Raw genomic sequence first — 25,585 nt, forward strand, 5'->3', positions numbered from 1 at the left:
AAATGTCAGATATGAAAAAAGTAACCTTAGTTTTGAGCGATGGAACCAAGTTCCATGGCAAATCTTTTGGATATGATGCCCCTGTAGCGGGCGAGGTTGTGTTCAACACAGCCATGATGGGATATCCAGAGAGTTTGACCGACCCTTCTTACGCCGGTCAGTTGATGACACTTACATTCCCTCTCGTGGGCAACTATGGTGTGCCACCATTTACTTTTGAGGAGAATGGTTTGCCAACCTTCATGGAGAGTGACAAGATTTATGCTTCTGCCATCATCGTGAATGATTACAGCGAGCAGTACAGCCACTGGAATGCAGTGGAGAGTCTTGCCGACTGGTTGAAGCGCGAAAAGGTGCCAGGAATCACAGGCATCGATACCCGTGAGTTGACTAAGGTGCTTCGTGAGCATGGTGTGATGATGGGTAAGATTCTCTTTGATGATGAACCAGACAACATCCCTGAAGCTAACTATGAGGGTGTAAACTTCGTTGACCAGGTGAGCTGCAAGGAGATTATCCGTTATAACGAGGGTGCCGGCAAGAAGGTGGTACTCGTTGACTGTGGTGTGAAGGCAAACATCATCCGTTGCCTCATCAACAGAGGCGTAGAGGTGATCCGTGTGCCATGGAATTACGATTACACCGATATGGACTTCGACGGATTGTTCCTTGCCAATGGTCCTGGTGACCCGGATATGTGCGAGGATGCAGTAAACATTATTCGCAAGCAGATCAGTCAGAGCCGCAAGCCTATCTGCGGTATCTGTATGGGTAACCAGTTGCTTTCTAAGGCAGCCGGTGCTACTATCTACAAGTTGAAGTATGGTCACCGTTCACACAACCAGCCTGTGCGCATGGTAGGAACCAACAATTGCTACATCACCTCTCAGAACCACGGTTATGCCGTTGATGCCAAGACATTGGGCAACGATTGGGAGGAACTCTTTGTAAATATGAATGATGGCTCTAACGAGGGTATCCGCCACAAGGTGAACCCTTGGTTCTCAAGCCAGTTCCACCCAGAGGCTTGCTCTGGTCCAGTGGATACAGAGTTCATGTTTGATAAGTTCGTAGAAACACTCAAATAAGTGAAGAGTGAAGAACGAAGAGTGAAGAATTCGAATGATTTTATTGTAATTTAGGAAAATAATGAAAGACGAAAATATAAAGAAGGTGCTCCTCTTAGGTTCTGGAGCCTTGAAGATCGGTGAAGCAGGTGAGTTCGACTACTCAGGTTCGCAGGCCCTGAAGGCATTGCGCGAGGAAGGTATCGAGACTGTGCTCATCAACCCGAATATCGCAACCGTACAGACATCAGAAGGTGTTGCCGACCAGATTTACTTCCTGCCAGTGCAGCCATACTTCGTAGAGCGTGTTATCCAGAAGGAGAATCCAGACGGTATCCTCCTCAGCTTCGGTGGTCAGACAGCCCTCAACTGTGGTGTAGAACTCTATCGCCAGGGCATCCTGGAGAAATATAATGTCAAGGTATTGGGTACTCCAGTACAGGCTATCATGGATACTGAGGACCGTGAGCTCTTCGTAGAGAAGTTGGATGAAATCAATGTGAAGACCATCAAGAGTGAGGCTTGCGAGAACATCGAGCAGGCTCGCAAGGCTGCTGCCGAACTCGGCTATCCTGTCATCATCCGTGCTGCTTACGCCTTGGGTGGTCTCGGTTCCGGTTTCGCAGACAACGAGGAGGAGCTGAACAAACTCGCTGAGAAGGCTTTCTCTTTCTCTCCACAGGTATTGGTAGAGAAGAGTTTGAAGGGCTGGAAAGAGATTGAGTATGAGGTAGTTCGCGACCGTTACGACAACTGTATCACAGTTTGTAACATGGAGAACTTCGACCCACTGGGAATCCATACTGGTGAGAGTATCGTCATCGCTCCATCTCAGACCCTGAGCAATTCTGAGTATCATAAGCTCCGTGCCCTCGCCATCAAGATTATCCGTCACATCGGAATCGTGGGTGAGTGTAACGTGCAGTATGCCTTCGACCCTAAGAGCGAGGATTATCGTGTAATCGAGGTGAATGCCCGCTTGAGCCGTTCTTCTGCCTTGGCATCTAAGGCTACCGGTTATCCTCTTGCCTTCGTTGCTGCCAAGCTCGGTATGGGCTACGGTCTGTTCGAGTTGAAGAACTCTGTTACCAAGACCACATCTGCCTTCTTCGAGCCAGCATTGGACTACGTAGTTTGTAAGATTCCACGTTGGGACTTGTCTAAGTTCCGTGGCGTAGATAAGGAGTTGGGTTCATCTATGAAGTCAGTAGGTGAGGTAATGGCCATCGGCCGCAATTTCGAGGAGGCTATCCAGAAGGGTCTTCGTATGATTGGTCAGGGCATGCACGGTTTCGTAGAGAACAAGGAGCTTGAAATCGATGATATCGATGCAGCTTTGCGCGAGCCAACAGATAAGCGTGTGTTCGTGATTTCAAAGGCAATGCACAAGGGCTATACCGTAGATCAGATTCACGACTTGACCAAGATTGACAAGTGGTTCCTTGAGAAGTTGAAGCACATCATCGACATCGACGAGGCGATGAAGAAGTGCAACATCAATACTCTTGACCAGGATTTGCTCCGCACCGCTAAGGTTTACGGTTTTACCGACTTCCAGGTAGCCCGTGCCGTGGGTTTGGAGCAGGAGTTGGGCAACATGCACAAGGCTGCCCTGCTGGTTCGCAACAAGCGCAAGAGCTATGGCATCCTGCCTGTAGTAAAGCAGATTGATACCCTGGCAGCAGAGTATCCTGCTCAGACCAACTACCTCTATGTAACTTACGCTGGCGTGAAGAGCGACATCACCTTCGAGAACGACCACCGTTCTATCATCGTACTCGGTTCAGGTGCTTACCGCATCGGTTCTTCAGTAGAGTTCGACTGGTGTGGCGTTCAGGCATTGAACACCATCCGCAAGGAAGGTTGGCGCTCAGTGATGATCAACTACAACCCAGAGACCGTATCTACCGACTACGATATGTGCGACCGTCTCTACTTCGACGAGTTGACCTTCGAGCGTGTGATGGATATCATCGAGATGGAGCAGCCTCATGGCGTCATCGTATCTACCGGTGGTCAGATTCCAAACAACCTGGCTATGCATCTGGATGCACAGAACGTGCCAATCCTGGGTACTGCTGCCAAGGACATCGATAACGCTGAGGACCGTGCCAAGTTCTCTCAGATGTTGACCAACAACGGCATCAACCAGCCAGAGTGGAGCGCCCTGACCTCTATGGAGGACATCGACAACTTCATCGAGCGTGTAGGTTTCCCTGTATTGGTTCGTCCTAGCTACGTGCTTTCGGGCGCTGCGATGAACGTATGTTCTAACGAGGATGAGCTGAAGCGATTCCTGCAGTTGGCTGCCAATGTAAGTGAGGATCACCCAGTGGTAGTTAGTAAGTTTATCGAACATGCCAAGGAGATTGAGATGGATGCAGTGGCAAAGAATGGCGAGGTGATTGCCTATGCGATTTCCGAGCACATCGAGTTTGCCGGTGTTCACTCAGGCGATGCAACCATCCAGTTCCCTCCTCAGAAGTTGTATGTTGAGACAGTTCGTCGTGTAAAGCGAGTTGGTCGTCAGATTGCCAAGGAGTTGCACATCAACGGTCCGTTCAACATCCAGTTCATGGCTCGTGACAATGATATTCTCGTTATCGAGTGTAACTTGCGTGCCAGCCGTTCGTTCCCATTCGTGAGCAAGGTATTGAAGATCAACCTCATCGAGTTGGCTACCCGCGTAATGCTCGGTTTGCCAGTAGAGAAGCCACACAAGAACCTCTTCGATCTCGACTATGTAGGTATCAAGGCATCTCAGTTCAGCTTCAACCGTTTGCAGAAGGCAGACCCAGTATTGGGTGTGGATATGAGCAGTACGGGTGAGGTAGGTTGCTTGGGCGACGATACATCTACCGCACTTCTGAAGAGTATGCTTTCTGTGGGTCATCGCATTCCAGCCAAGAACATCCTGCTTTCTACAGGTTCTGCCAAGCAGAAGGTAGATTTGCTCGATGCTGGCCAGATGCTGGTTAAGCATGGCTACAAGCTGTATGCAACCGGTGGTAGTAGCAAGTTCCTCACCGAGAATGGCATTGAGAACACCCGTGTACTCTGGCCATCAGAGGAGGCAGAAGGTGGTGCGCCTAAGGCTTTGGAGATGCTCCACAACCATGAGATAGATATGGTAGTGAATATTCCTAAGAACTTGACCAGCAGCGAGTTGAGCAATGGTTACAAGATTCGTCGTGCAGCTATCGACCTGAACGTGCCATTGATTACCAACAGCCGTCTGGCGAGTGCATTCATCTATGCATTCTGCACCACCAAGCTCGAGGATATCGACATCAAGGCTTGGGGAGAGTATAAATAGTTGATAGTTAATAGTTAAGAATTGACAGTTTCGTCATTCTTGATGATTCCCAATAGAAAAATCCCTGCTGTAGGAAAGGCTTCCTATGGCAGGGATTTTTTATTATTTGTATGACTATTTTTTGCACATATCCTCAGCTACCATCATAGCTACATTTTGCGTATTTGGAAGTTTGTATGGACGATGGCTCTGTGTTGTGGTAATGATGTCATCACCAAGAACCGTCGCCATCTTTGCAATTGTAGCTAATGTGAGATTATGTGTTCCACTCAGCCAACGACTTACTTCTGTTTCAGTCTTGCCAAGAGCCTTTGCAAAATCACGTTGTTTCATATTTCGTTCCTGTAATAGTTCAAAGACTCTGTTGGCAATAGCAACGCATAAGTCGACTTGTTTGTTTGTGTCCGCAGGAGTTGACTTGCGGATTTCATCCATCAGTTTATTTGTTTTCATATTAAATCCTCCTTATTATAGTCGATATCTATAGTCAATTCAAGTGGTCCATGTAAATTTGTACCATTGATTGTTATGATTCTTCTATTTTCAAGTTTCTTTATAATAATGTCTATCTTTTGTAAGTTTTGTACGGCTCTATGCAGATTTACATCTTCTTGATATGTTTGAGTTTTCTTTATACCACCATTACCTAAGATTAAAATCTTATGGCTGATATTAAGGCAATACAATCTTAAATTAGATGTATCAAGATGAGAGGGTAGTGCCATCACCCTGTCACGTTTGCTTCCTTCATATCTGAAGAATCTATCTTCTGCACCATTTTCTTTGATAATATCAATCCTTCTAATGAGGATTTGTACATCTTGGGCATATTGGTCCTTATAGGTGAGAAGGAATTTCTCAAATTCGGTATATTCCTCACCCTCGAATCTTGGAGAATAAAGGCTGACTTTTTCTCCAGTTTCTAATAGCTCTATTAATAAGTTCTTTTCCATATAACTTATAATTTTTCTGCAAAGATAAACATAAAAGTTGATTTTTGCAAGAATATTATGTTAAACTTTACTTTTATGTTTATCTTTTTTTGATAGCGGGCATACTCCCCCTGAAGTTTTTTATTGAATCTTAACCTTGTGGATGGTAGCGAGTCGTGCTATGTGTCCTTTCGGAAGTGGAGACATTGTAATCTCGCTATGAGCAGGGAAAAACTTGTCGATGTCTTTGTTGTCTATAGTATGAACTTGTATCTTCTTTTCTTTTGTTTCCATATAGCTTTCCTTTCTTTTATTATTGTAGCAAAGATACGCTGAATAATCGAAACAGCCAAACTTTTCTTGTAGTTTTTGAGATTTATAGTCAAATGATAAGGGTGCACCAAAAAAGTAGTGGTAACTTTTGGTATGTCAAAATGAAGTCGTAACTTTGCAGCATCAAATAACTCTATAATCGAAAAAAACTTCAAAAGAAGTGATTTTCTCAGATTTTATTTGTACTTTTGCCATGTCATTCAGAGTTTTATTTGTTTTTAAATGCAACACTAAAATAAGTGAAATTTCTGATATGTCAAAAATCTGTGCAACTTTTTGTTGCTAGGGTGCTTATAAAAAGTATTAAATTATAGTGTTGCGGAAATTAGGATAAGATGAAACGTTATTTAATTCTTTCACTTTGCATTGTATTTTCTATAACATGCTTAGGACAAAAAAGAGTGAACCGGTCTAAAGTTTATTTTAACAATGAAGGGGTAATACTTAACAAAGTTATTGGTTGGGCTTATGACCACAATACAGGTGAATGGATTGACTGGGTTAACTGCATAAAAGCTAAAAAACTTAGCAAAAAAATCAGAACTCAGACAAAACAAAATGCCATCTTCTTGTCAGATTGTTTTAACAATATTATTAGTCTTCAATTTAAAACTATAAAACTAAATAATATTCCTTATTATGTTTTGGTATGGGAAAAATATAACGGAGCATATAGATATCCTAATATTCGTGAAGATTGGCAATATTGGAAAGAAAAGATTTTCTTAATGTTTACCGAGGAAGATATGAAGAAACTTCGAAACCTTTCCAATTCACCAATTATATTGAATCTTCCAGCTCCAATGAAAAGTGAATTAGAAAGAAATATAATAGACGAAGACATCATCCAGACTTCTATGAGTAAGTTGTATCCACTGAAACTGTCTTTCATTATTTATAAAGCAACAGATGGTTGTTCTATCAGATTTAAGTTCATAAAGAACTCGCATGGTGCGGACATTGACAAACAATATTTTGAAATAAGTGAAGCTGACTACCAAAAGTTTATCAATGTAACGCCATAAGTAGCAGACTGCAAGAATAAGTTGGCTTGTGGAGATACTTGGTCAAACTAGTAGGACATATGCCAAGAGAAATCTACTTTAATGAGGATATATCTTGAGTGGCACCAAAAATAGGAACAGCCGTATGCCGAACGGCACGTACGGTGGTGTAAGAGTTCGGAAAACGAGAGTAGGAAGAAAACTGCTTCGTTTTCCTGCTACTCGATTTTAAACAAAAAAGCAGTGAAAACTTTGGTTGTTTCAAAATAAAGCCGTAACTTTGCACATATAAACTGGTTAAATTTCATAGCATGATGAAATAGCAAGTAAAACAAGTACCATACGGAGTGTCTGATTTCGCCACGGTGATGAGTCTGAATCTATATTATGTCGATAAGACGATGTTTTTGCCAGAGCTGGAGAAGCAGCCTCGCAATCTCTTCTTCATCCGTCCCCGTCGTTTTGGAAAGAGTCTGTTTCTCAGTATGTTCTACTCTTACTATGACTGTAATCAGAAGGAGAGTTTCGAAAAACTCTTCGGTAATTTGTGGATAGGTCAGCACCCTACATCCCTGCAAGGAATTTACCAGGTTCTGTTCTTGGGTGATCTACCAGTTCATGATAGATTTTTTGGTATTTTTTGAATAGCTTTGGATTGGATTTCGTCCATTTCTTGATGACATCTTCAGCACTCTTGGAAGTAATGATTGTATAAATCATAAACTCGCAAAGTAATTGTCAATATCATCATGCGACTTCAATGTGATACATTGTCCATTATGAATTTCTTCTCTCGCTTTGTCAAGCTTCGCTTGCAAATCGGGAGTAATCGCATTAGTTGATGTGCTCATATCCTTTGTTTTAAATTGTTATTTGGGGCAAAGGTAATAAAAAATAATGAGAAATGAGGTGTTCTTGTGAATTTTAACACAGATAATCACAATTATAGTTGTTAAGCAAAAGTTTCCTTCACAAAATTTGTGAATATCGAATTAAAATATTATCTTTGCAGCATCAAAACATTAAGGTTATGATAGTAAATTTCAACGAGGATTATCTGCGTGATCTATATAGATCTGGCAAATCTGATAAAAAGCATCGCTTTCAACCGCAAATAGTTAGAAAGTATATTCGAGTGATAGACCTTATGATATCGGAAGATAACGTTCAAGGTCTATGGAAATATAATTCTCTCAATTATGAACGGTTAGAAGGAAATAAAGAAGTTTTGTCCTCGGTAAGAGTGAATGACCAATATCGAATAGAATTTGAAGAAGAATTTGAGGATGGTCAAACTATTGCAACCATATGTAATATAACTGAATTGTCAAACCATTATAAATAATATAGCTATGAGCAACGATAATAAAACAACAAAGGAAATGCGAGCAAACGAGATGACTCCAGCTTTTCCTACGCATCCAGGGGATGTTCTGAAGGATGAGATAGAATACCGTGGAATCTCTCAGCGCCAGTTGGCGGAGGAAATGGGGATTGCTTATTCTGCCCTGAACGAAATTCTGAATGCTCGTCGCCCAGTAACGGAAAAAACGGCCCTGCTCTTTGAGGCTGCACTTGGAGTGAATGCTGAGCCTTTGTTGAAAATGCAGATGAGATATAATCTGCAATCTACTAAAAGTGATTCTACTTTTATGACGAGATTGGCAAAAGTAAGAAGGGTGGCTGCAGCCTTGTAAAAACAGAAGATATGAATAGTGATAATATAGATTTTGTAACTTGTTGCATTGGCTACTTGTCTCGTTGCTTGGGATAATATAATCAGCAAGTATATCAACGTCTTAAGACTTCTGGTATACTTGCTGATTTGATTTTTTACACAGATAATCATAATGTATAGAGTCTGATAACTCTATCTTTTATTACAAAACACCCATTTATATCTCTATCTTTTATCACAAAACATGTCTTTATAACTCTATCTTTTAACAAAGTTAACATAAAATAATTGCTTATCTCGCTAATAATCAGTATTTTTGCGCATAATCTTTTAAGGAATCAAAACAACTAAGAATATGGCTAGAGCAACAGGTTCAATCAATTATTTAGAGCATCGCACGCCCTTGAAGGACGAAAGCGGTAAGTATCAGATACATCCGATGTTCGTGAAACAGGATATCGTTGACAGGGAGAAGATGGAAAAGCGTGTTCGCGATCATTGTGCGATGAACGTTTCGTCCTTTATCTCCGCATTGGAAACGCTGGAGGATGAAACGCTTTACGCCCTGGCGGATGGCAACGAGGTGAGGGTAGGCGATATGTTTATCGTCAAGCCTAAGCTGGGGATGGTGAAGCATAAGGACAAGAATGGAATCGAATGGAAAAGGACCTATCATGAGGGGGATCTGATTCCAGCCAATGAGGTGGATATCTGCGGCTTGGAAATTCAGCCCACGAAGGAGTTTCTGGAGAGGCTGAAGCGCCACTCTAATGGTTGCAGCCGACAGTATTGGAGTGTGAAATCTACTCCAAAAGAGGCGGATAAGGAGTTTGCTGATATTGTAGAGATTTGTCAGCAGCAGGGTTATATCACGGTGAAGGATATGATTCGTGAATTCGGTGTCACCCGCTATCATGCCAATAAGGTGTTGAATGATCTCTGTGAGGAACCGGCTGCCAGAATGTATGCTACCAAGGAAGGTCCTATAACGCTCTATCGTTTGTGGAAGAAGGAGTAACTAAGACGTAGTTGTTGAAACGGCTCTTTAGGTTGACGAAATCGGTTCCTTAACTTGAATGAAGTGTCTCTTCTCGTTGAATGAAGCGTCTCCTTAACTTGAATGAAGCGTCTCTTCTCGTTGAAGGATACGTCTCCGAGAGTTAAAAGAAGCGTTTCCTGGAGTCAGAACTAGCGTCTTTTAGAGTACAAGCATAAACCTTCTCAGACATTGCCACTAGGCTCAGCAGCTCTGCCGAGCCTAGTCAGCAGGTCTGCTGACTGCAGTCAGCACCTCTGCTGAGCCTAGTGACAACACCTTTTAGTCGTACAACTATACCCTCTTTAGTTGTACAACTATACACTTTTTAGTTGTACAATCGTAAAATGATGATACTTCTATGATATATTGGGTGCTCCCATTCAATCCAAACATACAGCATCTTCCTTTTATAACGTTCGTTTGCTTTTGTTCTATTTCAACGAACGAAATGAGGAAAAGCAGCTTCTCCTAATTCAGGCTCATATTCAAAACCTTCGTAACTGAAGCCTGCCAGTTCCTCTGGAGTAAGAAGCTGATTATTCAAGATATATCTCACCATGGCTCCACGGCAAGATTTAGCCCATACAGCCTGCATCTTCAATCTGCCGTCTTTCTGGCGGACATAAAAGAGTGGCTGAATGACCTTTATCTCCTTACATACTCTCTTCCAATCGAACAGATGTTCATATTCCTCTGTAGAAAGATGGATGAGTATACCATCGTCAGCTTTCACACTATCGATGAGAACATCTGTCAGTTTGTCTTTCCAGAACTGATTGATAGGCTTGTCGTTTGTAGCTTCGAGCGATACGCAATGCTCCATACGATAAGGTACAATGCCATCCAACGGTCGAAGCAATCCATAAAGGAAGCAGGTAATCCAGAGATGTTTCTGGGCATACTCTAACGACTCCTCGCTCAAAGAACTGGCACGCAAATGTTTGTATGCCTGACCATTGTAAGCCAGGATAGCAGGCATCTTTTCGGTTGCCATAAAATCATGATATCGCTTCCAGTTCGTCATTGCAATCTTGCTGCTGCAATCCAGTTGCTTAGCCAATTTCTCTACATTCATCATTGCCATTTCTTTGGCCAAGTCATTGGCAACTGATTGGAATAGTGGCACGGAGATAGGCTTCCTGTCTGCCTTCTCAAACATGATTTTGGCATTTGCCAATAATATCTGCATAATAATCAATCTTTTGAATTGTACCTGCAAAGATAAGAAAAAATCAATATACAATGCTAAATAGCCAAGAAAAATCCCATAAAATTAAAATTTTTTATAAAACGAGCATTATATAGTACTTTTTCTTGTGTAATCTATAAATATTTGTTACCTTTGCCCCATGAAAACATTATTAGACGTTCATACACATACAATAGCATCAGGTCATGCCTTCAGCAGTTTGCAGGAAATGACCTTGACAGCAAAGAAGAAAGGGTTGGATATTTTGGGAATCACAGAGCACGGTCCCAATATCCCGGGTACCTGTGATCCTATCTATTTCAGAAACCTTCATTGTGTTCCACGCCAGCTCTATGGAATCAAACTGATGCTTGGAGCAGAACTCAACATTCTCAATACGAAGGGAGATATCGATCTCGACGAGGATTACTGGCGTATGCTGGATATCCGAATAGCAGGCATCCATAGCCTTTGCTGGCAGGGAGGAAGTAAGGAGGAGAATACGCAGGGTGTCATCAATGCCATGCGCAATCCCTTCGTGCAGATTATCTCTCATCCCGGCGATGGTACGGCAGAACTGGATTTCGAAGAACTCATGAAAGTTTCCAGGGAGACGCATACCTTGCTTGAAATCAACAACCATTCTATGGCTCCCATCCGCCACAAGACTGTGGCTGCTCCCAATAATCTGGAACTGCTGCAACTTGCCAAGAAGTATGAAACTCCAGTCATCTTCGGAAGTGATGCCCACTTCTCTGCGATGATTGCCGACTACAGTAACATTATGCCACTGGTAGAAAAAGCAGAGTTCCCGGATGAGCTGGTTCTCAACTATCAGCCAGAGAAATTCATGGCTTACCTCAAGCCAACCCCTGAGAAATAGGAAAATTTAGTTTCACATTTCAATTTACATGACTATGATTATAGAAGAAATCATCAAGTATAATGAAAACTTCGTAGCCAGTAAGGCTTACGAAAAGTATCTTACGAGTAAATATCCAGACAAGAAACTTGCCATTCTTTCCTGTATGGACACCCGCCTCACTGAGCTTCTGCCAGCAGCTTTGGGTCTGAAGAACGGAGATGCCAAACTCATCAAGAACGCCGGTGGACTGGTTATCAGTCCTTTCGACTCAGCCATGCGTAGTCTCCTTGTAGCCATCTACGAATTGGGTGTAGAGGAAATCATGGTCATAGCCCACTCCAACTGCGGTGCATGCCACATGAACGGACAGCAGATGAAGAAATTGATGCTCAAACGTGGCATCCATCAGAATGTTATCGATACCATCGGGCTTTGCGGCATCGACCTCGACCATTGGCTGGAGGGATTCCACGACACAGAGGATTCTGTAAGGAATACCATCAATACGATCCGTACACACCCTCTCGTACCAAAAGACGTCAATCTTCATGGCTATATCATTGACTCACAGACGGGCAAACTGACAGAAGTGAAATAGAATAAAGGTATTAGTTTTAAATAAAACACATAACAGCAGTTTGTTGTACTTTCACCTTCCCTCTATGATGCTCTTTCCAAGAAAGTAACTTTCGTTACAGCCCCCACATATCATTCAGCATTCTGATAGCTGATTCCGAGCGGAAGACATGATTGCGGAAGGTGATGATGCCTTCAAGAGCAAGATGGTCTTCGAAGGAATTCACCAGAAAATCAGCTTCGAGCAGAATGCGGTGGTCGAGGCTGGTAACATCTTTATAAGTATGATGATGGGCAATGAGCCAGCAGATTCTTTCTATCTGTGCGGCTGTGAATCCATCTACTTCTGACAGTACTTTTCTTGCCTCGCCAGGACCCAGTTCTTCCTGGTGCTTGCCATCGCAGTTGCCGTATCTGGCTTCTGAAACGTGAATGCCTACATCGTGAAGAATGGCTGCTGCTTCGAGCACGAAGAGGTCTTCTCCGGTCATTCCTTCTGCTATTGCAATCATACGGGCAAAGTCGTGTACCTTCACGAAATGCTGGATGCGAGGCGCATCGCCACCATCATATTTTATCATCGCCCTCATCAGATTGGCGAGTATCAATTCCTTGTTTGTCATCATTTTATGTTTTAACCAATAAAAAGAATACTAATCGAAGAGTTTCTTCCAAATCCACAATACCGCTATGGCGCCAATGACGCAGAAGACGAAGTTGGTAAGATAACCCTTGCCAAACAGTTCTATGTTCAGCAGATTGCTGATGATGGCGCCGGCATAACTGCCCACAATACCTATGAATAGGTTCATACAACATCCTTTGCCTTCGCCGCTCATGATGCGGTTGGCAATATAGCCAATGAAAATTCCCGTAAGGATTGGCCACGCTGTGAAATCTGCAATGTGTTCTAACATACTCTTTTGATTTTATTTTTTCTTGTTATCTGAGCTTTCTGATAACTCTTGCCGGATTTCCCACAGCCATGGAGTCATCAGGAATATCCTTGACCACTACGCTGCCGGCACCGATTACGCAGCGGTTGCCGATGGTTACTCCAGGGCAGACGATGACTCCTGCGCCCAGCCAGCAATCCTCGCCAATGGTGATGGGGAAGCCTGTTTCTACTGGCTTGCGTCGTTCCATATAATTGATGGGGTGGTTAGGGGTTACCAGCTGGCAGTTCGGACCTATCAGGGTGCGGTTGCCGATGGTAATCCAGCCTTCATCGAGCATCGTGGCGCCATAGTTGATGAATACATTCTCACCCACCTTGATGCCGTGACCATGGTCGCAGTGGAAGGGTGGACAGATGGTGGCTGAAGCTGGAATGCCAGGAATCAGTTCTTCGATAATGGTTCGATAGTCTTCATCAAACAGGGTTAGCGTCTGTAGGCGGCAGCAGAGACGGTTGGCGTGCTCTATGCTTTTCATGCCTTCCTTGTTGCTGAAATCATAGAGCTCGCTGTTTCTCATTTTTTCAAATTCTGTCATCTTTGTTCTCTATTGATGGATGTAATCCAGAATCTGCTCTGCATGAATCTTGGTTTTGATCTCCTTTGGAGTGAAGATCTTTTCGATGACGCCTTCTTCGTTGACGAGATAGGTGGTGCGGAGGATGCCGATGGTCTTTCTGCCGCAGGTTACCTTCTCGCCCCAGCAGCCGAGTTCCTGCAGTAGGGTGGTTTCGGTATCTGCGATAAGAGGGAACTGCAAACCCTTGGTTTCGGCAAACTTCTTCTGCAGAGCCTGCTTGTCCTTGCTCACGCCGATAATCTCGTAACCGGCTGCTGCCAGCTTCTCCTTATGTGCTTGCAGGGAGCAGGCTTCGGCAGTGCATCCGCTGGTGTTAGCCTTCGGATAACTGTAGAGCACTATCTTGCGACCACGGTAGTCGCTTGCCTTTATCTCACGTCCGTCCTGGTCAATGCCAAGAATCTCTGGTATTTTATCTCCTACATTCATAATTCTATATTTATTTATTATATGTCTTGTTATGATGCAAAGATAATAAAAATAATGCGAACCGATGTGATTCTTATGATTTTTAACACAAATAATCGTTGTTTATCTTTCTACCTGGAAGTTTAAACGAATCTTTCTTTTGGATAAAAAAAAGAAAAATATAGGGAGGATATTTGGTAATATGCTGATATTTACTTACTTTTGTGTGATGAACGTTCATGGTATGAAACAGGGAGCGTGATACTAAACAGGTAAAAAAGGAAGAAAATGAAGAAGATATTTTTGTTTATATTATTCTGTCTTTCCGTATGCAGCATGTCGGCTTACGACTTTCTGCGAGCTGTGAAAGATGAGATTCCGGGAGGTTACAACTTCTGGGTTTATACGCCAGTAGATTATTTTTATTCGCAAGAGCAGACACCGGTCATCATCTTTCTGCATGGTGCCAGTCTTTGCGGCAAGAATCTGAATAAGGTGAGAAGATACGGACCGCTTGATGCCATCGTCAAGGGGCGCGATATCGATGCGCTGACCATCGTTCCGCAGAATCCGGGAGGAGCTTGGAATCCGAAGAAAATCATGGATATGCTAGACTGGGTGAAGAAGAATTACCCATGCGATTCTAATAGGGTTTATGTCTTGGGCATGAGCTTGGGCGGTTATGGCACCATGGATGTCTGTGCTACTTATCCCGATAGGATAGCTGCTGGCATGGCGCTGTGTGGCGGCTGTTCGTATAAGGATGTGAGTGGATTGGGCGATTTGCCTTTCTGGATTATCCATGGCACAGCAGATAGGGCAGTACCGGTCAAGCAATCGAAGGTGGTGGTAGATAAACTTGTGAAGGATGGCAAGGATACCCGATTGATATACGACTGGTGGAAGGGTGCCAATCACGGTACCCCTGCTCGCGTGTTTTATCTGAAGAAAACCTATCAGTGGCTCTTCTCGCACAGTCTATTAAATAAAGACAGACCCGTGAACCGCAACATCAGTATTACGATGAGTGATCTGGGCAGAGCATATGGTGATGTAAACCGAAATGCCCCTCAGCCTGAACTCATCGATGGTCCGAGTGTGATCAAGCAAGAGGGAAATGAATATTAAGGAATCTTTTATAATAAGATGTTCTGCCATGATGTCTTTTTATTTGATTAAATCCCTTTATGCGAATGAATTTTATGCCTTGCAAGGATACTGTTTTTTTTAAAATTAGGGGCTAAGAATGGCATAAAGGTTTTAGATTCTGTTTTTGGGAAAGAAATAACAAGTAAACTTTTCTCTTTTCAATCTTTTTTCGTACTTTTGCACCATCAATTAAAATAAAGAAAATCCAGTTTTTTAAATGAAGTAAGAAAATGGCTGATAAAGATATGAAATGGAAGACGCTCTCGCAGAAGTATCTGATAGAGAAGCCATGGCTCACGGCACGAGTGGATAAGGTGGAATTGCCTACGGGAGCCATTATCGATGAATATTACGTGCTGGAATATCCCGATTGGGTGAACACCATCGCCATTACGAAGGAGGGAGAGTTCGTCTTCGTTCGCCAGTATCGCTATGCGATAGGTAAGACGGTGAATGAACTCTGCGCAGGAGTGATAGAGAAGGGCGAAGACCCGATGGTTGCTGCCAAGCGAGAGCTGATGGAAGAGACTGGATTCGGTGGCGGAAACTGGCAGAAGTGGATGACGATTTCTGCCAACCCAAGTACGCATACCAATCTTACCCATTGCTATCTGGCTACGGATGTGGAGCGTATGGATGTTCAGCATCTTGACCAGGCTGAGGATATCGAGATTCGCCTCTTCTCCAGGGATGAAGTGATGGATATGCTGGAGAAGGGAGAAATCTGGCAAAGCCTGATGGCGGCTCCGCTATGGAAGTATTTTGCGAAAGCAAAGTAAGCTGCAGGGCTTCTTTTATAAAAGCCAAGTAAATATTAGACATTAAACACTAAACATTATAAAGATGGTAATAGATTTCGAAAAGATTGCTGAGGCTCATTTGGAGGGCTTCAAGGGTGGACAGGGTAAACTCGATACTCGTAACTATGTGGATGACAAGGTGAAGATTATGTATTCTACCTTGCGTCCGGGTGCATCAACTGGTCTTCATACTCATGAGGGCAACTGCGAGATTATCTATGTGGTAAGCGGCACTGCTACTTTCCATTATGATGATACCGTAGAAGAGGTTCGACAGGGACAGGTGCATTATTGTCCTATGAACCACGCTCATTATATGGAGAATCTCACAGATCATGATCTGGTGTATCTCGCCATTGTGCCTGAGCATCATTAATATCCCTGGAGTATCAAGGAAAACCATATTATATTCCTCCTGAGGAAAATGAAAAAAGAAAGTCCAACTCGGATGCCTCTCTTATAAAAAGGCTCCAAGCTGGACTTTCATCATTCTTATCTCTCTCTTATGTTGCTATAGTCATCTGTTTTAATCTAAAAGAATATGCTGCTGATTATAGTTTCTCGCAGAACTCGATTTTCTCCTTGTTTGGACCCTCGATGGTGAAGAACTTTACGCCGTTCTCCCAGAATGGAAGACCATTTACCTGCTGATCCAGCATCTTGAAGGTTCCTGCTTCCTTCACTACCAGGAAGAGATCCTCTATGTTCTTTACATCGATGGCGATGTGGTCGATGGCTCCATATTCCATCTTTGCCTGATGGTTCTGATAGGTCTCGATGATGAGATTGTGGAGCTGGAGAAAGGCTACTTCCTCGGTGCCGTTCACTGTGCGGAGGGCTGTCTCGAAGCCCAAGGCATGATAAAACTCAATGGTCTTGTTGATGTCGTTGGTAGGAATGCCGATGTGCTGCACACCTGTTGTAAAATCTTTGATTTTCATAATGAATCTGTGTTTAGATGATTGTTATGATAAAACTTTTTTGTGTATTGAAGATTTAGAAGCGGATGATTTCTGCTCCAATCTGGAAATAACTCTGGTTGCTCTGCGGATTCCACATGCCCTTGGCGTAAACCGGAACGGTGTAGTTGCCGAGCTTGAGGTCGTGGGTGGCTTGCAGCGATACGTGAACGATGCCTGCCGTGGTTCCAAAGAAGTGGGCATCTTCGCCAGCTCTGTTCAGGGCGAAGGCTCCACCTACTCCTGCATCAACCTTCCAGCCATCCTTCTGGTAGATAGGGTATTCTGCATAGGCGAAGGTGGAATATTTCTGCTTGGTATTATCGCTGTTGCGGTCGCGTCCGAAGACTACCGTTGACCAGCTCAGGAGCAGTGGAAACTTCTCGTTCTGAAACCGGTAGCTTAATGTAGCATCGAGGAATCGGCCCGTGGTATGGGCTGAGTAGTTCCAGTATTCCTTATTATTATAGGTGGCACCAGGGGAGAAGTTGTAGGTGTCCCACAGGGCGAATCCCCAACCGCCAGCCTTCAGATTCAGATAATGGTTAAACTCCTTGTAGGAGCCTTCCGAGTTGCAGCCTCCCCAAAGTCCCACGGTAACGTGGTCATTGGCCATCGTATAGCTCAGGTCGGTGAGGAGGACGATGCCGTCGGAAACTTCCATGCCACGCCACAGATGATTGTTCTGCACGTTGGCTTTCAGATGGAGCTGTGCCTGGGCATTTCCCAGGCAAGCAGCCATCATCAAAACAATAACTACAATTCTTTTCATGGTTTTACTACAAAATAAACTTTTTGAACCTAACTAACTATGAACCTTATAAACGTTAACTAATTACTTAAACCATATATTACAGATAATTATAATTTGCATATAATTTGGGCAAATAAGGGCTTATCTTGTAAATTCCTTAGGCAAGACCGGCATGGCTCCGTTCTGGGTACAGACGAATGCCGAAACCTTTACTGCCAATTCATGAGCTTCCTTTACGCTCTTACCCTTCAGGATGCTTGCCACGAATGCGCCTGTGAATGAATCACCGGCACCCACTGTGTCTGCCACTTCCACCTTCGGTGTCTCGATAAAAGAAACTTCGCCAGGGGTGAATACATAACTGCCGTTTACGCCGCAGGTAAGAATGAGCATCTTCAGATTGTACTTGCCCAAGAGGAGCCAGCATTTGTTTTCCAGGTCGATGCCCGGATAACCGAAGATGCGGCTTACGGTGATCAATTCCTCGTCGTTGATCTTGAGGATGTTGCATCGCTTGATGCTCTCGGTGATAATCTCCTTGGTATAGAATCCCTGACGGAGATTGATATCGAAGATTTTGAGGATTCCTTCTCCCTCAGGCATGTGGTCGAGGAAGCGGTAGATAGTGTTACGGGAAACCTCATTGCGCTGAGCCAGTGAACCGAAGCAGGCTGCGGTGCAGTTCTTTGCCAAATCCTCCAGGGCTGGGGTGTAAGGAATGTTGTCCCAGGCTGCTCCCTCCTTGATGTCGTAGCAAGGAATGCCGTTGGCATCGAGTGAAACCTGGACGGTGCCTGTAGGGTAGGCTACCTTGTCTATCTGATAGTTGAGATGGTGATCGTTGAGTTCCTTCTCCAGTTCCTTGCCCAACTCATCATCGCCCATTGCGCTGACCGCACAGCTATTGAGTCCGAACTGCGAAACATGGTAAGCAAAGTTGGCTGGAGCGCCACCTAGCTTCTTTCCTTCTGGAAGCACATCGAAGAGTGCCTCACCGATACCTATCACTGATTGTTTCTTTTCCATTGTCATTTTTACTTTAAGAATGTTAGAGATGTTATTTGATTTCTGTTGCAAAGGTAGCATTTTTCAGCTACCTTCACAAAGAAAAATCATCTAAACTTTCTGCAAACGTTCCCGCAATCGTTTCCAATTTCTGCAATCGTTTGCAGTATGTTTCTTCTCTTCTATCTCTTTACTTCTTCTCTCCTGGTTTCTGTTCGAAATCGATGAGAACCTTCATGCTTGTTTCGCGATGAGCGTCGATAAACTTGTAGGCATCATCGTATTCCTCGAAGGCGAAGCGGTTGCTTACGAGTGGCTTGAGGTTAACGATACCCTTGTTGACATAATCGATGGCTGTGAGATAATCCTCGTGGCGATACATCATTGAACCGATGAGTCTCAACTCATGCTCGCCCAGATAGAACATGCTGAGGGCTGGGTCCTTGGCAAAGACTGCCACAACCACGATGTCGCTACCTTTCTCGATGGTCTCCATCAGCGAACGGATGGAAACTTCTACACCTGCTACCTCGAAACCTACCTGATAGCCTTCCTCACCGAAAAGTTCCTGGGCTGCCTCCTTCAAGGTCTTCTTGGTGATGTTGAGGGTGTGCTTGATGCCGCATTCGCGAGCCTTAGCCAGGCGGAGATCGCTTACATCGGTAATGAGTACATTCTTGGCGCCACGGGCAATGCAGAACTGGGCTATGAGGTTGCCGATGGTTCCTGCACCGCTCACTACTACATTCTTACCCTTCACATCGGTGCGGTTGCTGGCATGGGCACCAACGGCTGAAGGCTCAATCATGGCACCATAGTCGAGGCTCATGCCTTCTGGCAACTTAGCCACGCGGTCGTCATCTACTACAAAGAAATCCTGTGCTGCACCATCTGCCTGGAAAGCCTGAACACGCAGGTGCTCACAAACATTATACTGTCCGCGCTTGCAAGGGTTGCACTTGCCGCAAACCAACTGTGGGCGAGCGGTGATATGGTCGCCAGGCTTGCAGACGGTAACTTCGCTGCCTACAGCCATAACCACTCCAGAGTACTCATGTCCCTGAACCACTGGGTAGAAGGTAGCTGGGTGAAGACCGTGGTACGAGTGAATCTCGCTACCGCAGATGCCGATGCGCTTGATGTTGACGAGAACCTGATGAGCAGTTAAGTCTGCTGCCTTTGGTTCTGCTACTTCCTTGAATTCGATATGCTTTGGTTCTACCAATATTGCCTGTCTCATAATTATAATGTTTTGAAATTGTTATTGTTATGTTGGTGGGATAAAAGATCCCGTTTTTTTTATTTCTTCTTATTCTCCAGATCGGTCATGATCTGCTTGTATTGCTTCTTGTTGAGCTTGTAGAAGCAGAGACATCCTGCGGTGATAATCCACAATACTCCAGGAATGGTGCTGAAGGCGTGGTGCATGATGCTTAATACTTCCGGATTCTGCATGGCGTTGCTTACGTATCCTGCACTGCCCAGGGCAATGGCGAGAAGCGATGTGCCGAGTGCCATTCCTATCTTGTTGCCCAGCGAGATGAAGGCGTATTGGAATCCGTCGTTTCTGATGCCCGTCTTCCACTCGCCATACTCCACACAGTCGGGTATGATGGCATAGATGGCTGTATTGAAGCCTGAGAAGAAGAACCACGACAAAGCTGAGAACAGATAGAACATGATGGCGCTGCCGTTAGGGCTGAAGAAGTACAGACCTATCATCGTAATACCGGTGAGGAAAGCGAAGATGGCTGCCGTGAAACCCTTGTTGCCCGTTTTTCTGAATACCAGAGGGAAGCAGGCGGCACCTATGATGCTTGGCACGATGATGGCCATGGAATAGTAGGAGAAGAGCGTTGCCGAACCTTCTACATAAGTGAAATAGTAGAGCATGTCGGCGTTGCGTCCGTAGTGGATGAAACCGAAGAGCAACTGTCCTAAGAGGGCGAGCAGATAGGGTTTGTTCTTCATCACGGAGCGAAGCTGCACCTTTAAAGGAAGCTTCTGTCCCACAGGAACTTCTACCACTTCCCTGGTCTTGTGGAAGCAGAACAGATGGCAGGCGGCGAAGATGATGCCGTAGAGTACTGCCACTGCCAGATAACCATATTTGGTATCGCCTGCGCCAAACCAGCTGATGAGCGGAACGGTTACGATGTTGATTACTCCGATGGCCATCATGGCGCTCACCGAACGGCTGGTGTTGAGCTTGGCTCTCTCATCGATGTCTTGTGTCATGGCTCCGCAGAGTGTGCCGTAAGGCAGGTTCACGCAGGTATATCCCAGCACCAGGATGCAGTAGGTTACTGCCATATAGATAATCTTGGCGGTCTGGCTCCATTCCGGATGGGCCCAGAAGGTGAGTATCAGTACCAGTGCCGTGATAGGAGCTCCGAAGAGCAGCCATGGGCGGAATCGTCCCCATCGGGTGTGGGTCTTGTCGGTAAGTGTGCCGATGATGGGGTCGTTGATGGCGTCCCAGAATCGGGAAACAAGCATCAGGGTTGCTACGGCACTCATGCTGATTCCGAACACATCGGTGTAGAAAATCATGAGGAAATTGCCCACGAACATCCAACTGAAGTTGCAGCCCACATCGCCCATGCCATAGGCGAGCTTACTGATGAAGGGAACCTTTCCCTGTGAATTGTTCTCTAGCGAACAGTTCGCTTGAAATTTAGAATCTTGTTCCATATCCTTTTTTTAGGTTTGATTGTGATACTTAATGTTGTTTATTCTTTGTTTTGTGTAGGAATAGAGCGATTTGAGAAATCGTTTTTCCTTTTCACGCTGCAAAGATAGAACGATTTTGCAGAAGAAACAAGAAAAAAAACGACTCTTTTTTCGCAACCGTTCCCGCAACCGTTCCCATTTTCCGCAACCGTTCCCAAAAAGATTTCTCTGTTTTTTGTTGTTGCTTTCGTGGAAAATAAGTATCTTTGCAGGCACATATAACAAGAAACCAAAAAGAGATATGGCAAAATATGTAACCATCATGGACATTGCAAGGGAGTTGGGGATTTCCAAGTCCACCGTTTCGCGTGCTCTTTCGGGAGATACGGGTAATGTGAAGGCGGAAACCTTGCAGAAGATATTGGCAACTGCCGAGAGGATGGGCTATCATCGCAACGAACTGGCTGTGAACTTTCGCCAGCAGAGTACTCATAACATCGGCATCATCATCCCCGAAATCGTTACAACGTTTTATATGACCTTTATCAATGAAGCTCAAGCCATCTTGCGAAAGCAGGGGTATAAGGTAATGATTGCCATCTCTAACGAGAATCCTGAGCAGGAGAGAGAGAACATTCTGATGATGGAGCAGCTGCGTGTGGATGGCATCCTGATGAGTGCATGCGATAAGGAGCATAATGTGGACCTATATAATAAGGTGATAGAAAGGGGCATTCCCATCGTGTTTTTCGATAGAACGGTGGAGAAGGTAAAGGCTTCACAGGTTCACATGGACGATTACATCATGTCGTTTTTCATGGTGGAGGCTTTGTTGCGTAAGGGGTATAAGCATATTATTCATATCCCGGGACCTGCTTATATCCGAAACAGCTATGAACGATTGAGGGGCTATCGGGATGCGCTAGAAAAGTTTCATATAGAGTATCAGGCGCAAGATGTCTTGTCGCCAGCATTGTCGGCTGAAGAGGGTAGTTGGGTGATGGAGCGTTTCCTGGAGAAGAATGTGCCCTTTGATGCGGTATTTGGCTTTACGGAGACAGCTGTGTTGGGAGCCAAGAGTGCTATCCAGAAGCGTGGCTTGCGCATTCCGGAGGATGTGGCGTTATGCTGCATGTCTGGCACAGCCTTGGCTACCTTGGTTCATCCTCAGTTGACGGTAGTGGAGCAGCCTATTGAGAAAATGGCGCAGGAAAGTTGCCGACTGCTGCTGGAGCATATTGCCGATGGTTATAGAAGGATAGAGGAAATTGCATTGAGAGGTGAAACAGTGATAAGGGAATCTACTTAATAAAGGTATCGGCTTCAGGAATCTGCATAAAAAAAGCTGTTTCAGGAAACAGTAATAAAAGAAACGGGTGTATCATCTATATTATTGAATGATACACCCGTTTTCTATCTCTTTATCTTAAGCTTTTAAACTTAATCTATTTCCTTATCTTAATCTTCCTCTTCTTCATTCTCCAGCAAGTCGGTGCCGAGGTGAGTGGTCTGTTCACGCTTCAAACGATCGCGCACTTCCTTAGGCTTGGTGGCGTAGGTAATCATTCGGATGGAATCGTTATAGCTTACATACTTCCAGAGCCAGTTGAGCATTACCATTACTTTGTTCTTTACGCCAAGGATAGAGCGGAGGTGAACTACCAACCACAATACCCAGGCAAAGAAGCCCTGGCTGTGGAACTTGCCTAGTTCTACCACAGCCTTGTGTCTTCCGATGGTAGCCATAGAACCCAGGTTCTTGTAGCGGAAAGGCTTGAACTGGGATTCAGTGGCTCCCTCGGCAATCTTCTGGATATTCTTAGCCAGGAGTGCTGCCTGCTGAATGGCTACCTGGGCCAACTGTGGATGACCGCCAGGATAAGCTGGGTCTGTGGTCTGGATACACTGGTCGCCGATGGCGAAGAGACCATCCATGCCAGGGATGCGGTTGAACTCATCTACCACGATGCGGAAACCACGACCCAGATGGTCGCCATCAATACCCGTGATAGGCTGTGCCTTTACACCTGATACCCAGAGGAAGGTGCGGGTAGGAATCTCCTGACCGTCCTTCATCAGAACCTTGTGGTCCTTGTAGTCGGTTACCATCTTGCCAAACTGTACATCCACACCCATACTGGTAAGGAATTCGTATGCTTTCTTAGAAGAGTCCTGTGACATTCCGGCGAGCAGTCTGTCGCCCGCTTCCAGAAGATAGATATGCATCAGAGATGAGTCCATATCAGGATAATCATAAGGAATCACGTAGCGCTTCATTTCTGAGAGGGCTCCGGCAATCTCTACACCTGTGGCACCACCGCCTACAATGACCACGTTCAGGAGTTCCTGTCGCTCCTCTTCTGTGGCACAAGTCAGTGCACGCTCCAGGTTACTCAGCACGGCGTTGCGCAATCCCATTGCCTCTGAAACGGTCTTCATCGGAATCGCCCACTTCTCGATGTTGGCATTGCCATAGAAATTGGTGGTGGTTCCTGCTGCGAACACCAGGTAATCGTACTCAATCTTACCGATGGAAGTCTGCAGAATCTTCTTGTCTGGGAATACGGCTCTCGCCTCTGCCATGCGGAAGTAGAAGTTCTTGCGCTTGCGGAAAATCTGGCGGAAAGGGAAGGAGATGGAACTTGGGTCGATACCTGCCGAAGCTATCTGATAGATAAGCGGAGGGAACTGATGGAAGTTATTCTTATCAATCAACACCACCTGCAGGTTTGCCTTGCTCAGGTCTTCTGCCAAGCGAAGACCACCGAGTCCGCCACCTACGATAACTACTCTCTTCAACTGATTTCTCTTGATATTAATGCTCATAACTACTGCTGTTTTTTATAATTACTGAATACATATATTTGCTGAAAATTCTATTCTCTATAAGGCGTAATGCCTGGTTCTGGCTGAAAATTCGACTGCAAAGGTACAACTTTTTGATGAGGCGGCAAAGGAAGAAGCGTAGAAAAATTGGGTAGAAGCCCGTTGCAATCGTTCTCATTTTTGAAACAGAAAACGTATGTTACAAAATGTAATATGCAGATTGCATTTATAGGTGTTTTTCTATCTTTTTCTTGGAAATGTTTTCGGTTTTAAAGAAAAAGTTGTATTTTTGCATCGACAACTTCAAAATACGAACGTTTATCTTATAAAAACATAATAATGAAACATGTAACTATCAAGGATATTGCCCGTTCTCTCTGTATTTCGGTCTCTACCGTTTCCCGGGCGTTGACGGATGACAAGAACATTCGCAGGGAGACGCGCGAGATGGTGGTAGAGGAGGCAAAACGACTCGGCTACAAGCGCAATCCGGTGGCGATGAACCTGAAGATGGGGCGTACGAACACCATTGGTGTCATCGTGCCGGAGATGCATACTCCTTATGCTTCGCAGGTGATTAACGGAATACAGGAGGTACTTTACAAGAAGAACCAGAAGGTGATGATTGCCGAGAGCGATGAGAAACCGGAGCGGGAGTTGGAGAACCTGAAGATGATGGAGCAGTTTATGGTGGATGGTCTGATTGTGAGCCTCTGCAGCTACCGCAAGAATATCGAAATGTATCAGCAGTTGGCAGCAGATGGTATGGCGATAGTCTTCTACGACCGCATTCCATACGGATTGAAAATGCCGCAGGTGATGGTGGATGATAATGTAGATTCTTATTTCATGGTGGAGCATCTGATTCGCCTGGGCAGGAAGCGCATCGTCTATCTGCAGGGACCCGACGACATTTATAATGCCTATCAGCGAGGCTTGGGTTATCGTGAGGCGATGGAGAAATTCCATCTTTTCGACCCGGAGCTGATTGTGAAGACGGGAATGACCTTCAAGAATGGAGCTGATGCCATCGACCGTCTTATATATAATAAGGTGGAATTTGATGCCGTCTTCGCCTTTACTGATACTTTGGCGATAGGTGCGCAGAATCGACTCCGTGCCTTGGGTAGACGGGTGCCGGAAGAGATTTTCGTGGCTGGTTTTTCGGGTACCGAACTATCTACCATCGTATCTCCTCAGATTACTACTATGGAGCCTCCGTTGGAGGAGATGGGCAGAAAGGCGGCAGAACTGGTGATGGAGAAAATCAATAATCCAGAGATGGAAGATAGACAGGTGGTGCTGAAGACCACGATGAAATGTAGAGAATCTACGGGAGAATAATCAAACTTCGTGGTTTCCGGTAATCACTAGAAAGTGGTTTTCGGTAATCGCCTGAAAGTATTTAAAACGTTTGCAGAAATTGGGAACGTTTGCGGGAACGTTTGCAAGTTTTTTTCGAAAAAAACATCTTTT

At 44.7% G+C, this 25,585-nt stretch carries 27 protein-coding genes and 1 pseudogene; 14 read left to right on the top strand and 14 right to left on the bottom strand.

Translation table 11 applies throughout. The annotated features are described in order from the left end of the window. The first annotated feature begins 11 nt into the window (after positions 1-11). Positions 12-1,088 (top strand): glutamine-hydrolyzing carbamoyl-phosphate synthase small subunit, encoded by a 1,077-nt coding sequence (carA, locus tag F7D47_RS02805; protein ID WP_040553026.1) that lies wholly within the window; start codon positions 12-14, stop codon positions 1,086-1,088. A gap of 61 nt (positions 1,089-1,149) precedes the next feature. Next, positions 1,150-4,383, top strand: coding sequence for a carbamoyl-phosphate synthase (glutamine-hydrolyzing) large subunit (gene carB, locus F7D47_RS02810; protein WP_153086312.1), 3,234 nt, complete (start codon positions 1,150-1,152; stop codon positions 4,381-4,383). Positions 4,384-4,497: 114 nt separating this feature from the next. Here carB and F7D47_RS02815 read toward each other — a convergent pair whose 3' ends face one another. The 3 genes from F7D47_RS02815 to F7D47_RS02825 form a co-directional block, all read right to left on the bottom strand. Continuing rightward, a complete protein-coding gene (locus F7D47_RS02815) occupies positions 4,498-4,836 on the bottom strand; it encodes a helix-turn-helix domain-containing protein (RefSeq protein ID WP_117664301.1) in 339 nt (112 codons plus the stop codon). Next, positions 4,833-5,336 (bottom strand): hypothetical protein, encoded by a 504-nt coding sequence (locus F7D47_RS02820; protein WP_153083679.1) that lies wholly within the window; start codon positions 5,334-5,336, stop codon positions 4,833-4,835. Before F7D47_RS02820 ends, F7D47_RS02815 begins: the two co-directional genes overlap by 4 nt. 120 nt (positions 5,337-5,456) lie before the next feature. Beyond that, entirely contained in the window at positions 5,457-5,609 is a 153-nt protein-coding gene (locus tag F7D47_RS02825; RefSeq protein WP_153083680.1) for a hypothetical protein, read from the bottom strand. A 374-nt stretch (positions 5,610-5,983) separates the two neighbouring features. On the opposite strand from F7D47_RS02825, the gene F7D47_RS02830 reads away from it, so the two are divergent. The 5 genes and pseudogenes from F7D47_RS02830 to F7D47_RS02850 all read left to right on the top strand — a co-directional run bounded on the left by F7D47_RS02830 (position 5,984) and on the right by F7D47_RS02850 (position 9,348). Then, a complete protein-coding gene (locus F7D47_RS02830) occupies positions 5,984-6,673 on the top strand; it encodes a hypothetical protein (protein WP_153086311.1) in 690 nt (229 codons plus the stop codon). Between the two features lie 326 nt (positions 6,674-6,999). Then, positions 7,000-7,254: pseudogene (locus F7D47_RS02835) on the top strand (AAA family ATPase); the annotation flags it as partial. Positions 7,255-7,682: 428 nt separating this feature from the next. Then, positions 7,683-7,997 (top strand): type II toxin-antitoxin system RelE/ParE family toxin, encoded by a 315-nt coding sequence (locus F7D47_RS02840; protein ID WP_153086310.1) that lies wholly within the window; start codon positions 7,683-7,685, stop codon positions 7,995-7,997. Positions 7,998-8,004: 7 nt separating this feature from the next. Then, positions 8,005-8,349, top strand: a complete 345-nt coding sequence (locus F7D47_RS02845; RefSeq protein ID WP_117587730.1) for a HigA family addiction module antitoxin — start codon at positions 8,005-8,007, stop codon at positions 8,347-8,349. 336 nt (positions 8,350-8,685) lie between these two features. After that, positions 8,686-9,348, top strand: coding sequence for a hypothetical protein (locus tag F7D47_RS02850; RefSeq protein WP_153086309.1), 663 nt, complete (start codon positions 8,686-8,688; stop codon positions 9,346-9,348). Between the two features lie 457 nt (positions 9,349-9,805). Here F7D47_RS02850 and F7D47_RS02855 read toward each other — a convergent pair whose 3' ends face one another. After that, the gene (locus F7D47_RS02855; protein ID WP_153086308.1) at positions 9,806-10,558 is read right to left on the bottom strand and encodes a YaaA family protein; all 753 of its coding nucleotides are present in this window, start codon (positions 10,556-10,558) and stop codon (positions 9,806-9,808) included. Between the two features lie 160 nt (positions 10,559-10,718). Between F7D47_RS02855 and F7D47_RS02860 the strand changes: the two genes are divergently transcribed. Together F7D47_RS02860 and F7D47_RS02865 are read left to right on the top strand one after the other, a co-directional pair. After that, the gene (locus F7D47_RS02860; RefSeq protein ID WP_153086307.1) at positions 10,719-11,441 is read left to right on the top strand and encodes a phosphatase; all 723 of its coding nucleotides are present in this window, start codon (positions 10,719-10,721) and stop codon (positions 11,439-11,441) included. Between the two features lie 37 nt (positions 11,442-11,478). Further along, positions 11,479-12,021, top strand: a complete 543-nt coding sequence (locus F7D47_RS02865) for a beta-class carbonic anhydrase (RefSeq protein ID WP_117587733.1) — start codon at positions 11,479-11,481, stop codon at positions 12,019-12,021. Positions 12,022-12,115: 94 nt separating this feature from the next. Here F7D47_RS02865 and F7D47_RS02870 read toward each other — a convergent pair whose 3' ends face one another. Genes F7D47_RS02870 through F7D47_RS02885 form a run of 4 tightly spaced genes read right to left on the bottom strand, consistent with a single transcriptional unit; the run spans position 12,116 to position 13,964 of the window. Next, on the bottom strand, positions 12,116-12,625 hold the full coding sequence (locus tag F7D47_RS02870; RefSeq protein ID WP_228113422.1) for an HD domain-containing protein: 510 nt from the start codon (positions 12,623-12,625) through the stop codon (positions 12,116-12,118). A 27-nt stretch (positions 12,626-12,652) separates the two neighbouring features. Then, a complete protein-coding gene (locus F7D47_RS02875; protein ID WP_022120864.1) occupies positions 12,653-12,916 on the bottom strand; it encodes a GlsB/YeaQ/YmgE family stress response membrane protein in 264 nt (87 codons plus the stop codon). A 25-nt stretch (positions 12,917-12,941) separates the two neighbouring features. After that, entirely contained in the window at positions 12,942-13,493 is a 552-nt protein-coding gene (locus F7D47_RS02880; protein ID WP_119227872.1) for a sugar O-acetyltransferase, read from the bottom strand. 9 nt (positions 13,494-13,502) lie between these two features. After that, positions 13,503-13,964: a peroxiredoxin gene (locus tag F7D47_RS02885; protein WP_153086306.1), complete on the bottom strand. Its 462-nt coding sequence runs from the start codon at positions 13,962-13,964 to the stop codon at positions 13,503-13,505. A 267-nt stretch (positions 13,965-14,231) separates the two neighbouring features. Between F7D47_RS02885 and F7D47_RS02890 the strand changes: the two genes are divergently transcribed. From F7D47_RS02890 to F7D47_RS02900, 3 genes are all read left to right on the top strand, one after another. Beyond that, positions 14,232-15,071 (top strand): phospholipase/carboxylesterase, encoded by an 840-nt coding sequence (locus F7D47_RS02890; protein WP_022120867.1) that lies wholly within the window; start codon positions 14,232-14,234, stop codon positions 15,069-15,071. A gap of 251 nt (positions 15,072-15,322) precedes the next feature. Beyond that, positions 15,323-15,871 (top strand): NUDIX hydrolase, encoded by a 549-nt coding sequence (locus F7D47_RS02895; protein WP_153086305.1) that lies wholly within the window; start codon positions 15,323-15,325, stop codon positions 15,869-15,871. Between the two features lie 64 nt (positions 15,872-15,935). Beyond that, positions 15,936-16,268, top strand: coding sequence for a cupin domain-containing protein (locus F7D47_RS02900; RefSeq protein ID WP_022122055.1), 333 nt, complete (start codon positions 15,936-15,938; stop codon positions 16,266-16,268). A gap of 175 nt (positions 16,269-16,443) precedes the next feature. On the opposite strand, the gene F7D47_RS02905 is transcribed toward F7D47_RS02900, so the two are convergent. The 5 genes from F7D47_RS02905 to F7D47_RS02925 all read right to left on the bottom strand — a co-directional run bounded on the left by F7D47_RS02905 (position 16,444) and on the right by F7D47_RS02925 (position 21,304). Beyond that, a complete protein-coding gene (locus tag F7D47_RS02905; RefSeq protein WP_119227867.1) occupies positions 16,444-16,833 on the bottom strand; it encodes a VOC family protein in 390 nt (129 codons plus the stop codon). Between the two features lie 55 nt (positions 16,834-16,888). Then, positions 16,889-17,623 carry a hypothetical protein gene (locus tag F7D47_RS02910; protein ID WP_153086304.1) on the bottom strand — a complete coding sequence of 245 codons (735 nt, stop codon included), beginning with the start codon at positions 17,621-17,623 and terminating at the stop codon, positions 16,889-16,891. A gap of 123 nt (positions 17,624-17,746) precedes the next feature. Beyond that, the gene (locus F7D47_RS02915; protein ID WP_118080829.1) at positions 17,747-18,631 is read right to left on the bottom strand and encodes a carbohydrate kinase family protein; all 885 of its coding nucleotides are present in this window, start codon (positions 18,629-18,631) and stop codon (positions 17,747-17,749) included. Between the two features lie 169 nt (positions 18,632-18,800). Then, a complete protein-coding gene (locus tag F7D47_RS02920) occupies positions 18,801-19,850 on the bottom strand; it encodes a zinc-dependent alcohol dehydrogenase (RefSeq protein WP_022122051.1) in 1,050 nt (349 codons plus the stop codon). 59 nt (positions 19,851-19,909) lie between these two features. Next, positions 19,910-21,304 carry an MFS transporter gene (locus F7D47_RS02925; RefSeq protein ID WP_153086303.1) on the bottom strand — a complete coding sequence of 465 codons (1,395 nt, stop codon included), beginning with the start codon at positions 21,302-21,304 and terminating at the stop codon, positions 19,910-19,912. 280 nt (positions 21,305-21,584) lie between these two features. On the opposite strand from F7D47_RS02925, the gene F7D47_RS02930 reads away from it, so the two are divergent. Next, entirely contained in the window at positions 21,585-22,592 is a 1,008-nt protein-coding gene (locus tag F7D47_RS02930; protein WP_117692317.1) for a LacI family DNA-binding transcriptional regulator, read from the top strand. Positions 22,593-22,741: 149 nt separating this feature from the next. Here the strand turns inward: F7D47_RS02930 and F7D47_RS02935 are convergent, their stop codons facing one another. Further along, complete coding sequence (locus tag F7D47_RS02935; RefSeq protein ID WP_153086302.1) at positions 22,742-24,109, bottom strand: NAD(P)/FAD-dependent oxidoreductase; 1,368 nt, start codon at positions 24,107-24,109, stop codon at positions 22,742-22,744. A 339-nt stretch (positions 24,110-24,448) separates the two neighbouring features. Here F7D47_RS02935 and F7D47_RS02940 point away from each other — a divergent pair, with 339 nt between their 5' ends. Then, entirely contained in the window at positions 24,449-25,453 is a 1,005-nt protein-coding gene (locus F7D47_RS02940) for a LacI family DNA-binding transcriptional regulator (RefSeq protein WP_153086301.1), read from the top strand. Positions 25,454-25,585 lie beyond the last annotated feature (132 nt).

This window comes from Segatella copri (assembly GCF_009494835.1).
GTDB classification, from domain to species: domain Bacteria; phylum Bacteroidota; class Bacteroidia; order Bacteroidales; family Bacteroidaceae; genus Prevotella; species Prevotella copri_F.